Source organism: Staphylococcus sp. EG-SA-18 (assembly GCF_017151825.1).
GTDB lineage: Bacteria > Bacillota > Bacilli > Staphylococcales > Staphylococcaceae > Staphylococcus > Staphylococcus aureus.
Genome location: NZ_JACYVY010000012.1, coordinates 1 through 12,418 on the forward strand (window position 1 = coordinate 1; position 12,418 = coordinate 12,418).

The 12,418-nt window shown below is 30.5% G+C and carries 17 protein-coding genes; all 17 read right to left on the reverse strand.

From position 1 onward, the window contains the following. A partial coding sequence (locus IDG66_RS04380) for a competence type IV pilus minor pilin ComGF (protein WP_086040824.1) occupies window positions 1–431 on the reverse strand: 431 nt, incomplete at its 3' end. Then, a complete protein-coding gene (locus tag IDG66_RS04385) occupies window positions 349–648 on the reverse strand; it encodes a hypothetical protein (protein WP_000844413.1) in 300 nt (99 codons plus the stop codon). The genes IDG66_RS04380 and IDG66_RS04385, both read right to left, overlap by 83 nt. Then, window positions 635–1,081: a competence type IV pilus minor pilin ComGD gene (comGD, locus tag IDG66_RS04390; RefSeq protein WP_001788899.1), complete on the reverse strand. Its 447-nt coding sequence runs from the start codon at window positions 1,079–1,081 to the stop codon at window positions 635–637. Before comGD ends, IDG66_RS04385 begins: the two co-directional genes overlap by 14 nt. Further along, window positions 1,059–1,370, reverse strand: coding sequence for a competence type IV pilus major pilin ComGC (gene comGC, locus IDG66_RS04395; protein WP_000472256.1), 312 nt, complete (start codon window positions 1,368–1,370; stop codon window positions 1,059–1,061). Before comGC ends, comGD begins: the two co-directional genes overlap by 23 nt. Before the next feature lie 13 nt (window positions 1,371–1,383). Next, entirely contained in the window at window positions 1,384–2,454 is a 1,071-nt protein-coding gene (gene comGB / locus IDG66_RS04400) for a competence type IV pilus assembly protein ComGB (protein WP_000776422.1), read from the reverse strand. Then, the gene (gene comGA / locus IDG66_RS04405; RefSeq protein WP_000697220.1) at window positions 2,426–3,400 is read right to left on the reverse strand and encodes a competence type IV pilus ATPase ComGA; all 975 of its coding nucleotides are present in this window, start codon (window positions 3,398–3,400) and stop codon (window positions 2,426–2,428) included. Before comGA ends, comGB begins: the two co-directional genes overlap by 29 nt. A gap of 51 nt (window positions 3,401–3,451) precedes the next feature. Next, on the reverse strand, window positions 3,452–4,075 hold the full coding sequence (locus IDG66_RS04410) for an MBL fold metallo-hydrolase (protein WP_001223010.1): 624 nt from the start codon (window positions 4,073–4,075) through the stop codon (window positions 3,452–3,454). Then, the gene (locus tag IDG66_RS04415) at window positions 4,072–4,401 is read right to left on the reverse strand and encodes an MTH1187 family thiamine-binding protein (RefSeq protein WP_001018871.1); all 330 of its coding nucleotides are present in this window, start codon (window positions 4,399–4,401) and stop codon (window positions 4,072–4,074) included. Before IDG66_RS04415 ends, IDG66_RS04410 begins: the two co-directional genes overlap by 4 nt. After that, window positions 4,401–5,387: an ROK family glucokinase gene (locus IDG66_RS04420; protein ID WP_000161314.1), complete on the reverse strand. Its 987-nt coding sequence runs from the start codon at window positions 5,385–5,387 to the stop codon at window positions 4,401–4,403. Before IDG66_RS04420 ends, IDG66_RS04415 begins: the two co-directional genes overlap by 1 nt. Beyond that, entirely contained in the window at window positions 5,384–5,587 is a 204-nt protein-coding gene (locus IDG66_RS04425) for a YqgQ family protein (protein WP_000087561.1), read from the reverse strand. Before IDG66_RS04425 ends, IDG66_RS04420 begins: the two co-directional genes overlap by 4 nt. Then, entirely contained in the window at window positions 5,568–7,031 is a 1,464-nt protein-coding gene (locus IDG66_RS04430) for a rhomboid family protein (RefSeq protein WP_001017865.1), read from the reverse strand. Before IDG66_RS04430 ends, IDG66_RS04425 begins: the two co-directional genes overlap by 20 nt. A gap of 11 nt (window positions 7,032–7,042) precedes the next feature. Continuing rightward, window positions 7,043–7,582, reverse strand: coding sequence for a 5-formyltetrahydrofolate cyclo-ligase (locus IDG66_RS04435; RefSeq protein ID WP_000164546.1), 540 nt, complete (start codon window positions 7,580–7,582; stop codon window positions 7,043–7,045). A 208-nt stretch (window positions 7,583–7,790) separates the two neighbouring features. Then, window positions 7,791–7,940, reverse strand: coding sequence for a 50S ribosomal protein L33 (gene rpmG, locus IDG66_RS04440; RefSeq protein WP_001265709.1), 150 nt, complete (start codon window positions 7,938–7,940; stop codon window positions 7,791–7,793). A gap of 112 nt (window positions 7,941–8,052) precedes the next feature. Continuing rightward, complete coding sequence (locus IDG66_RS04445; RefSeq protein WP_000919776.1) at window positions 8,053–10,128, reverse strand: peptidoglycan D,D-transpeptidase FtsI family protein; 2,076 nt, start codon at window positions 10,126–10,128, stop codon at window positions 8,053–8,055. Window positions 10,129–10,248: 120 nt separating this feature from the next. Then, entirely contained in the window at window positions 10,249–10,848 is a 600-nt protein-coding gene (locus IDG66_RS04450; protein ID WP_000863556.1) for a superoxide dismutase, read from the reverse strand. Window positions 10,849–11,123: 275 nt separating this feature from the next. Beyond that, window positions 11,124–11,534 carry a Fur family transcriptional regulator gene (locus IDG66_RS04455; protein WP_001095260.1) on the reverse strand — a complete coding sequence of 137 codons (411 nt, stop codon included), beginning with the start codon at window positions 11,532–11,534 and terminating at the stop codon, window positions 11,124–11,126. Beyond that, on the reverse strand, window positions 11,521–12,384 hold the full coding sequence (locus tag IDG66_RS04460) for a metal ABC transporter permease (RefSeq protein WP_000564316.1): 864 nt from the start codon (window positions 12,382–12,384) through the stop codon (window positions 11,521–11,523). The genes IDG66_RS04455 and IDG66_RS04460 overlap by 14 nt, the downstream gene beginning before the upstream one ends. Window positions 12,385–12,418: the final 34 nt, after the last annotated feature.

Below are 12,418 nucleotides of genomic sequence, written 5' to 3' on the forward strand. Positions count from 1 at the left end.
GATTTATAGTAGATATTTGCAGTAAATGCTGTAACATTATTAATCATTGTTATATTTCCTCTGTCATTTACAACTTTAATAATTTTATTATTAATTAATTTGTATTCGATCATTTCTTCACCTTTATGTAAAATGATACGGTGTTGCCTAATTTCAATATCGTTTCTATCTACTCCTTTAAAATCATCTAGAATATCTCTTGAGAAAAATTCGAAATCTACAGTTGTTAAATCCCTACTTTCAATTAGAAAAGTTTTACTAAGTCTAATTAAGTCTGGAACAATTAGTAAAGTTATACTTATAACCATCATCGCTACTAACATTTCAATGAGCGAAAAAGCTTTGACATTAATACTGTATACATGTCTTTTGATAAGAAGTGGTATTTTTTGAAATAGCACAAATTTGTTGGTCACTTTGCTTAATATCATACTTCCCTATAGTTACCCCCTTCTTAAGTTCTTCTTTATTAATTTTAGATACAGTCGTCAAAATTACTTTAGAAGCATCAATTGTTTGTAGTTTATGGTTTATACTCGCTTGCATTTGATTCATCATTGGTATCAATAGTAATGTAATCAATCCAATTAGCAAAAATCCAGCCATACTATCTATTAAGAATGAACCTTTACACTTATAGCTTTTCATAACGAATTCTTCCTTTTTCAATATGGAATATTATTCTATAAATTGAATTGTTATTGTCAATTGTTATGCTACCAAATTTATTGATATTCCCTTTTTTATCAAAGGCAATAATATCAACTTTTGCAACATTAATTATTTTGCCTACTTTTAATTTTAGAAATCGTATTTTATTATTCTCTATTACTTTAATAGTGTCACTGTTTTCATAAAATCTAACATTGATATATCCTTGATTTGCTATAGCTTGCGACTTAATATAATTCAATTCAGTAATAAAAGAAATGATATTTGCCTCATCATCTATTACTCTAAGATTGCTTAATCCTTTAGATGTCATTGTCAAAAGTAGAAATATACTGATTAACATCATTACCACAAGCATCTCAATCATAGTAAATGCTGACTGCTTTCTAATTTGCAACTGCTTCTCCATTACTAATTGTGATTGTCTCTCCTGATTTACATGTCTTTTGTGCTTCTTTTATAAAACCATCTGCAATTAAGTCTTCAATAGACGATGGATTTCTATTATGTTTCAATGCATACGCTTCAATTTGACTATTAACCATTTTTACCTGTGCATTACAACCTGTTGATTGTATGTGAGCAGTTTGTTTAGCAATATTTGGAATGATTAAAATTAATAATAAACTGATGATTAATAACACTAATAGCATCTCTATCAATGTAAACGCTTGAGTTTTCTTAAGAAATTTAAACATATATTAACCTCCATTATTTTATACTTTGCATCATTTGAAACATTGGTAACATAATTACTAAATAAATTGCGACAATAAATAAACCTAAAATCAAAAATAAAATAGGCTGTAAAAACTGAGTCTGTTTTATCGCTTTATCTTCTATTTGTTTTACTAATATTTGTGAATATAACTTTAGTTCTACTTCTAGCTTCCCTCTCTTTTCACCTTGTAGCACAAACTTAATTAATTGAGGCTTAAAGCATTTTAGTTTTTCTAAAATTTGAGGCAAACCATATCCCATTTCTGAATAAGTTAATAAGTATTTACCTAGAAACTGTCTAAATGGATCACTACTATGGTTAATATAAACGTCTACTATTGATTGAAGTGTAATACCATTTTTATAAAACAACACTAATTCATTAGTTACAAAATAAGTTTTAAATAATTGGAAATAGCCTGATATTAGCGGTAGTTTCATCACAAAGTTTATCTTATTGAGCATATTTAAATTGTTATAAATTAATTTCATAATAATAGCCAACATAGATACTATTATGAGCATTACTACAATTATAGTAGGTAAGCTGGTAATGAAAAAAGACAATGTTTTTTGAAAAGAAGATAGTTGAATATTCATAGAAGTATATAATTGTTGAAACTGTGGAATTACTGTGAGGTTTAATATAATAATCATAGCAATAAAGATAGAAACTAGTATTAAGGGGTATTGCAGTGTCTTTAACAATCGTTGTTCTGACTTTCTATTCACTTTCATATAATTTACGGTTTCTTCTAGAACGTCTATAATATTGCCAAATCTTTCTGCCAAATATACTTGCATGACGATAGTATCGCTATAACCTATCAGTGATAATATTTGATTGCATGGTGCACCATTTGAAATTTCACTTAGAATGGTGGTACCTAATTGCTTATTTTTATATGTCATTTGAAGATTTAAAAATTGAAAACTTTGATACAGAGTGAAACCATATTTCAACAAATTACATAAATTTGAAAGTAAATCGATTTGTTGGGCCTTACTTAATTGTCGCTTCTTAGAATGTAGTTTAAATGTATTTATCCATTGTAGTTTCACAAATGACACCTGCTTTTGTCATATCATCAAGTTTATCTTCTAAGTTCTTAAATGATGATGGTAATGAATGATTATGGGAAAAGAAATATCGGAGTTGTTGCTGAGATAGAATTTCGCATACTAATTGTCGCTGTTGCTTAATAGTAGTTACAAGTCGTTGGTTTATAATTAAGTTAGTTGCCTGTATCAATTCTTGTACAGAAATGCCCATTTCTAATAGCCTTAAAATAGCACCTTTACAATCAGTTGCATGCAATGTAGTCAGAACAAGGTGACCACTTAAACTAGCCTGTATAACACACTTGGCAACATCTTTATCTCTGATTTCACCTATTAAAATAACATCAGGATCACATCTTAAAATAGCTTTAAACGAATTTACATAGTTAATGCCAGCTTTATCATTCACATTAATTTGGACGATACCAGGAATTTGCATCTCTACAGGATCCTCTATAGAAATTACATTTAAATTCAAGGCTTTATTCGCGTATGAGACCATTTGATACATTAATGTACTCTTTCCTGAACCAGTTGGCCCACTAAACAATAGTAATCCTTGTTTCTTATTCATGAGGTGTTTAAAATCATTGAATTTATAAGTTGATTTTTGTTGTTGAAAAAATTGAGGTACAATTCTGATAACACAACTTTCTTGGCCAAGTGACAATGGTAAAGTTGATATTCTCAAAAAATATATTTTATTGAAATGGTAACTATATCGACCGCTCTGTGCGACTTGCTGTGTAGAAACATCAAGCCCAGCTTGAAACTTCATATAAACTAATAACTTTTGATAAATGCTATTCCCAATTTGTTCATACTGCTCCAAGTTATCATTAATTCTAAATTTAATACTTACTTCATTTTTAACTGGAATAAAATGTACATCACTCGCTTTCATTTCTATCGCTTTATTAATTATTTCTTGAAATAGAATCTTCAAAAAAACACCTCCTACATATAATCACGTAGGAGGTGTTTTTATTACTTCAATTTAACCGTGTAAAAATGGATTTAATTGTTCATCATCAACCGTCGTATATGGACCATGTCCAGGGAATAAAGGTAAATCGCCTTCTAATTCAAATATTTTATCTTGAATAGAATCAACTAGCGTTTCATAATCACCTTTATATAAATCTGTACGTCCGATTCCATTATTAAATAATGTATCTCCAACAACTGCGAATTCATCGAACACATATGTTAAACTTCCTGGTGAATGTCCAGGTGTGTGTAACACATTAAACTTAAATCCTTCTATTTCTGTGCTACCTTCGTTTAACTTTTCAGGAGTTACCTTACTTGTAATAATTGGTAATCCATATTGCTTAAATTTATCTGCCCCATTTTTAACGGGATCTTTTAGAAAATCAAACTCTGCTTCATGCATATAAACCGGGACATCGAATCGATCAACTATATCATCGACTGCTCCGATATGATCAAAGTGTGCATGTGTTAATAAAATAGCTTTTAACGGTTTATTTATTTGGTTTAATTTTTTAATAATTTTTCCACTTTCACCTGAAGGGTCAATCAGAATAACAGCTTTGTCATTTTCGATGAAATACGTATTAGTATCAACTAAGCCTAAAGTTAAGCTTGAAATCCTCATAGGTTTTCACCACTATTTTCTAAATGTTTTTGTACTGATGTTAGTTTATCATTCATTTTTCTAGATTTGTCTCGTCGGTCATCAATACGGATATTTGTACAAACTCTACTTAAACCTTTATCAAAAGGTAATTCATGTATCACTTGCACAACTTCTAATACATCGCTTAATTCACCTTCAATTAGAGTATTCATTGGTGTTAATTGAAAATCAATTTTACCCATTGCTTTATATTCTTGAAGTTTTTTCTGAATATCTGCAATATATTTACTAACACTCGGACCTTCCGTTCCAACTGGAATAACAACCACATCAACAATAGCCATTATTTTACCCCCTCTTTATCTAATACATAGGTCTTGATTAATCCTGCTGCTCCTGTAATACCTGCATCATTACCTAATTTCGCTTGTACAATTTCAGTTTCAAATTGAGCAGGTGCAAATGTTAAATTATGATATTCTGTTTTAATATTTTCAATTAAAATAGGTCCTGCAGTAGACATTCCTCCACCTAGAACGATATATTTCGGATTACTTGTAACACTAATAATACTACATAAATATCCAATATAGTTTGCAACCTTTTCAGTAATGAAAATACAGAATTGGTCACCAGCTTTTGCCGCATCAAAAACAGCTTTTGCTGTAACCTTATTTTCTTTAATCAATTCTAATATAGAAGATCTAAACGTCAACTTCGGATAGTAGAAGTTAACTAAGTTAACAACGCCTGTCGCTGAAGCAACTGTTTCAATACATCCAGAACGACCACAATTACATTTAAATCGTTGATCGAAGTCTGCTCTAAAATGACCTATTTCTGCGCCAGAGCCATTATGACCATGTACGATTTCACCATTTGAAATAATTCCTCCACCTAGACCTGTACCAAGTGTGATGGCAACAACATCATCGGCACCTTCACCAGCACCTTTGTGTTTCTCCCCTAAAGCAGCTATGTTAGCATCATTATCTACATACACTGGACAATCAACGAATTGTTCAAAAATCTCACGTACATTAACTTTTTCTGGCCAATATAAGTTTACTGCTCCATTTACTGTACCTTTTTCAAAGTCAACAGGACCTGGTACACCAATACCTACGCCAAGTACATTTGAAAAATTATAATTATTTTCATTTACTTTTTCAACAAACGAATCATAAATTCCTTTCAAAAGTGTATATCCTGTACTATCAGATGTATCAGTGTGAATAGACCATTTATGTAATTGTTCTAATTCAGGTGTGAAAATACCTAATTTACAAGTCGTCCCGCCTACATCAGCTGCTAAAATAATTTTTGTCATTTCTGTTCATTCCTTCTCTGATTAATTATCAACGTACATTTCAAATATTCTTCCTTAGATAACAGTTCATATTGATACAATGATGAAATCTCCTGTTGAATCATTTCGTACATATCTTCTGGATTTTTAAAATATATTAGAAATCCGTAACTTTTCAATAACTGTTGTACATCATAAAAGTTATTTATTTTTCGACTCATTTGATTTAGTCAACTCTTTTTCTAAGTTAATATAATCTGCATTTTTAGGGTCTGCATTTAATGCTTTACGCACATATTTTAATGCTTTTTCATCATCATTTAATGAACGATTTGCTATCGCTAACTCAAAATTTAATAAACCTGATTTAGGAAACATTCTAAGTCCTCGCTCCCATTCTGTCATACCTTCGGACTTAGAATTGATAGTAGCCATAATCATACCACTTAAATAATATGTTTGATCATCGGCATAATTTTTATTTATTGTCTGCTTCACAATATTTTGAGCATTATCATAATTACCACTAGTCATATCATCTTTGATCAATTTATTATAAATATTATCTTCTTTAATTGTAAAAATTCTAATTTGAAGTGCAATAAATATAACAAGCATACCAATTAGTAAAATCCAAAAAATATTACGATTCACTTTATAGTAATAGCCAATTAAAGTTATTAATAAACCACCAATGAATCCTCCAATATGCGCCACAATATTTATATTTGACATAAACAGAGAAACACCAACTAATATCACTAATGCAATTAATAACTGTCCTAACATTTTTTTGTTAAATGTTTTTGAAACATACATCATCGCAAAAATTGATCCAATCAGACCAAATATAGCACCACTAGCCCCAACTGAAATTGTAGTCGTATTAAATGATAGTGATACAAAGTTTCCAAACAACCCTGCAATAAAGTATACAGTTAACATCCGCCATGAACCAATAATTGCTTCGACTATTTTACCAAAAATAAATAATGAAAGCATATTCATAAGTATATGTTCAAAACTAAAATGTAAAAACATCGATGTAACAATTCGATACCATTCACCATGTACGACATTAAAATGCACTAACCCGCCAACATCTAATAATTTTACATCCGAAAAATTATTTAAATATAAAATCATACATAACCATATTAAGACATTTACAAATATTATTGTGTATGTTGCCGGTGAAAATTTCTGCATATATTTATCTAAAAAGTTATCGGTTAATACTTTGCGTTTATAGAACATATATGTCTTTTTATCATTATCTTCTGAAATAAGTCTAGCCAAAAATATATTCGGCATATGCTTTATCAAATCTTTTGTGTGTCTTATAACATTGAATTTAATTCTAATTGGCGAAACTTCATTTAATTGTTCTTCTGAAAATTCCGATTCTGTAAAATAATAAAATTCAAAACTTTGTGGTTCGAAAGAAATAAAATTTGCTATTTCATCTTTGTGTTCAAGCACTTTCGCTTTGTCAAAACGTATTTCTTGGGTAGACTTGATATGTTGTTTAAAAATGACTACTTGTTTTTTTCTTTTATGGGCTAACCAAATTTCTTGGTCATCTTTTTCCCTACTGACAATATCAAAATTCAAGTACCTAATCCAATAATATATTGTTTTCCAAAATTGTTTGTCTATGTTCATTTAGTCCTCCACTATGCTGATTGATATATAATCAATTTATCGACTGGTTGATCGAATGATTCCGGTTCAAATGATGTTATTTGAAAATCGTATAATAAGCTTATTGTCTTTGTCTGATAATTAGCTAAAAACCTGTCGTAATAGCCACCACCATACCCAATTCTATATCCATCGTCTTGAAATCCAACACCAGGAACAACAATTAAATCTAGGTTATTCGTTGTTTCACCTTTTGAAGTTGGATAGTAAATCCCCTTATTATCGACATCAATATCTTTGAGATTAAATATTTCTTTAAAAGTCATTTGATGATTTAAATAATCCATTTTCGGTACAAAAATACGTTTATGATCCATTAAGGCTTGTTCAATAATAGAAAAAGTATCTACTTCATGATTAAAAGAAAGAACTAGCGCAATTGCGTTTGCTTCTTTGTATTCTTCAGTTGCAAAAAATTGATTTCTTAACCATGTGTCTGCTTTTCGCTTTTCAGCTTTATTAAAATTCTTCATTTTATGTAAAATGTATTTTCTAATCTCATTTTTAGTCACATTATCACCCACTTTATTCAATTCTATTATATCGTTAATAACAATACATGTCATTATGTTGTCATGATGAATTATGCGACAATTCTAAAATTTATTATTTCAATTGAAAATCTTTTATCATTTCATACGTGTGCATAATTAAAAAGGTGAAACCTCTTATTTTGAGATTTCACCTTTTTTATTGTTAATTTAAATTTAATTTTAATGATTATTTTGTTTCACGGTGTAAAGTTTGTTTGTTTTCACGTGAACAGAATTTCTTCATTTCAACACGTTCTGGATTATTTCTTTTGTTCTTAGTTGTAATGTAGTTTCTGTCACCACATTCCGTACAAGCTAAAGTTACGTTTACGCGCATGGTTATTCCTCCTTATCATTTCTAAATACGACTTTATTATTATACCAACATCTATAATATTTGCAAAGTTAAAATTTTACAACCATGCGCTACACAATCGTCAGGTTAAATTTTATTTGTCTTTGTCTTTATTTTTATCATCTTTACCTAACTGCTTAAAGTAGTAGTTAATTACATCTCTACCTAAGTCTCCACCTGTTAACCATGGTGGTGGTACAGGCTGATTTGTATATACAATTGAAAACGCTAATTTTGGATCATCAATTGGCGCGTATCCTATATAAGTAGAGTTAACTCTTGGCTCTCCGTTTTGGAACACTTCAGCGGTACCCGTTTTACCAGCAGTAGGTACTACTGTATCTTTAAAACTAACATATCCAGTACCATCTTTATCATTAAATGCCATTTTGAATCCTTCTTGAATTTGTTTGATTTCCTTTTCAGTATTATTAACCTTGTTCAAGACAGTGCCATTAATTTTCTTCTTGAGTGGACCAACCTCATCTTTATTAGTTGATTCATGAATCGTTAATCCAATGTGTGGCTGTATTCTATAACCATCATTCGCTATAGTTGAAACATATTGTGATAATTGTAATGGTGTATAGGTATCATATTGACCAATTGATAAATCTAGATAATTACCTGGATTATTTGTTAATGGTTCGATTTGACCTCTTGTTTCATTTGGTAAATCTATCCCTGTTTTCACACCTAAGCCTACTTGATTTAATCCTCTTCTTAGCTTTTGGGCAGGTGAACTTATGTCTGAAGGTAAAGCCATACCAGAATAATAAGGGTCTCCCGCTAATTTTAATGCTGTTTTAAACATATATACGTTTGATGAATGCATCAAAGCTTGCTTATCATTAATAGATACATGCCCGTTTTTATTGAAGTATGATCGTTTTGTCAAACCACCTTGGAAATGTAATGGTTCATCGACCATTGTTTCTCCAACTTTGATAGCTTTATTCTGATAACCAGCTAATAATGTTCCACCTTTTACAGAAGATCCAACCGCAAATTGAGAAGTAAACGTACCAATGTCATAATCAGTCATTTTACCACTCTTATTAATCTGCTTTCCGGCAAGCGCAAGAATGTCTCCATTTTTAGGATTTTGTACAACCATCATTGCATTATCCATATCTTTGGCACCTTGACTGCGAAGCTTCTTAATTTGTTTATCTAATAATGCTTCTACTTCTTTTTGAAGATCTATATCGATCGTTAATTTCAAATCTTGACCGCGAGCGCCAGGATTTAACACTTCTGAAGATGTAACTTTACCAGATTTGTCCGTTGTGTATTTCATTTCTTTCTTCTTACCACGCAATACATCTTCATATTGATATTCTAGGTAAGATTTTCCAACACGATCATTGCGTGAATATCCTTTGGATAAGTAATGTTCTGTCAATTCTTTTGGAATACCTTCAGCAGGTGTCGATACATCTCCGAATATACCTCTTAAAGTATCGCCATATGGATATTTTCTATCCCAATCCATAGACGTGTTAACACCTGGTAATTTGGAAAGTTGCTGAGAAACTGCTGCATACTCTTTTTCACTGACATCTTCATTTTTTATCATTTGTGGATCTAAAACTGTTCCTGCATTCATCTCTCGAAAAATAGCTAAAACTTGTAAATCTTTAGAAGACAATTCATCTAATTGTGATTTTCTGATTTTCGATAACAGTTGTTTATCATATTGATCTTGTTTAATACTTCCATCTGCTAACATAGCTTGTTCTTTTGTCATCATTGCTTTTGCTTTTTTAGGATGCAACTGAATCCAGAAATCTTTCTTATCACGTTCTGTAATTTTCTTAGTATCCATCTTGATTAGCTTTGATAACTTTTCAGCCGTATCCAACATTTCCGATTGTGTTGTTTTTCGACCCCTAGTATATGTAATAGCCATTTTAGAAGCATTATCAACTAAAACTTTCCCATTTCTGTCTAAAATACGACCTCTTGGCACAGACTCATTCACTGTAATGTTTTCATCATTTTTTATAATTTGTTTATAATGTGAGCCTTGTGCGATTTGTAAATAACCTAAACGTAGTACTAGTACTGCAAAAATAAATACAATCACACCAAATATAAAGTTAATTCTCTTGTTAATTGTATTTTGAACGATTTCATCATTTGATTTTTCTTTTAGTCTTTTTAACAAAACTACCTACCTCTATTCAAAGTCTTTCACTTTAAATCATATATGAATTTAGAAATTATTTCTATCTTTTTGACAAAAAAATAACGGTCTCATTTAAGAGACCGAACAAGTAATCATACTTTATTTTGTTGCATTATATAATTCGTCAACTTTTTCCCAGTTAACTACATTCCAAAATGCGCCAATGTAGTCAGGGCGTTTGTTTTGATATTTTAGGTAATAAGCGTGTTCCCATACGTCTAAACCTAAAATAGGTGTTTTACCCTCAGTTAATGGATTATCTTGGTTTGGTGTAGTCACAATTTCTAACTGGCCATTGTTTACGACTAACCAAGCCCAACCTGAACCAAAGCGTGCAGCTGCTTTGTCAGCAAATTCTTTTTTAAATTCTTCTAAAGAACCCCATTGTTCTTTAATTTTTTCTACTACAGTACCTTTTTCTTCTGAGTTTGGTGAAAGTAACTCCCAGAATAATGAATGGTTTAAATGTCCACCGCCATTATTACGTACAGCAGTTTGGATGTTAGCTGGTACACTGTCTAAATTAGCAACAATTTCTTCAATAGATTTAGATTCTAAATCTGTACCTTCTACTGCAGCATTTAATTTCGTAACATAAGTGTTATGATGTCTGTCATGATGAATTTCCATAGTTTCTTTGTCAAAATGTGGTTCTAATGCATCAAATGCGTATGGTAATTTTGGTAATTCAAAAGCCATAAATAATCATCCTCCTAAAATGTCTGTAAGTAAATAATAACAAGCAGTGACTGGTTCAACAAAGAATTTGCTTAAATTCTACTACTTATTATTTTCTCTACTCATTTAATATAACTCAAATCAAAAATAATTAAACATTTTGTATATAAAAAGTTAACAGATTTGCCATAAAATCATACGAACGGAGTATGAAATGAACCTTTATCTTCTATAATTTAAAAAATGAGATTTATGCATACATCTGACCAAATGTGCATAAATCTCATTTCTTTATATTAATCTTGGCAAGACTCACATACACCATAAACTTCAAGTTTGTGTTTGTGAATATTAACACCAGGTAGTGATAACTTTATCTGATCTATTGGACAATAATCTATTACCTTTGTATCTCCACACTTTTCACAGATAAAATGATGATGATGATGGTTTGTACAAGCGATTCTAAACTTCATTTCACCATCAAGTTCTGTATTTTCAATAATCCCTAAATCTTTAAATAAGTGCAGGTTTCTATATATTGTGTCGAATGAAATTCCAGGATAATTTTCATCCATAACTTGCTGTATATACTTTGCGTTTATATACTTATCTTCTTCGACAAAAATATCTAACATATCTTTACGTTTATCTGTATATTTTAAACCGTTCTCTTTTAAAATTTTAATAGCATCATTTGTATTCATTGATATTAGCTCCCTTTTTAAACTTCATTCGCATTTTCTGATAAGCCATTGTAATCATAAGTAAAATAACAAGTAGAACTACAATTACACCACCCGGAGAAATGTCCATATAGAAAGCTAGGACTAAGCCTAATATTACTGATAATTCACCTAAAAATACACTTAGTAATATCAATTGCTTAAAACTTTTTGTTATTCGCATACTTATTGCAATTGGTAACGTGATTAACGCACTTACTAACAGTATCCCTACAACACGCATTGAGGCAGAAATAACCATCGCTACAATAACAATAAATAAAAATTGAATCCATTTAGGAATGCCAATGACTTTACTATATTCCTCATCAAATGACAATATAAATAATTCTTTATAAAACAATGTAATAAACAGAACAACTATGATGGCAATGACAATAATCGTTGTTAAATCACTTATATTCACTGCGCTTATTGAGCCAAATAGCAATCCAACAATTTCTTGATTGAACCCATCAGCTAATGAAATGAAGATTGCACTCAAGGCGATACCAGCACTCATTATAATTGGAATAGCAATTTCTTGGTAAGCAGTGTATGACGTTCTTAATTTTTCAATTAGAAGCGCACCTACTATTGCGAATAAGATTCCAAACCACATTGGATTAATAAATACTAGTGTTGGCATAATAGTAAGTAAAAACATACCGAAAGATATACCACCTAAAGTTACATGACTTAGAGCATCAGCTATAAGTGATAGTCGTCTAACAACGATAAAAGCACCGATTAGAGGCGCAATAAAACCTATCAAGATACCACTAATTAAAGAGTACCTCATAAAATCAAAATTCAATAATGCATCTATCAATTGTGACACGCCTTTCCATTTTAAATAAACTCAA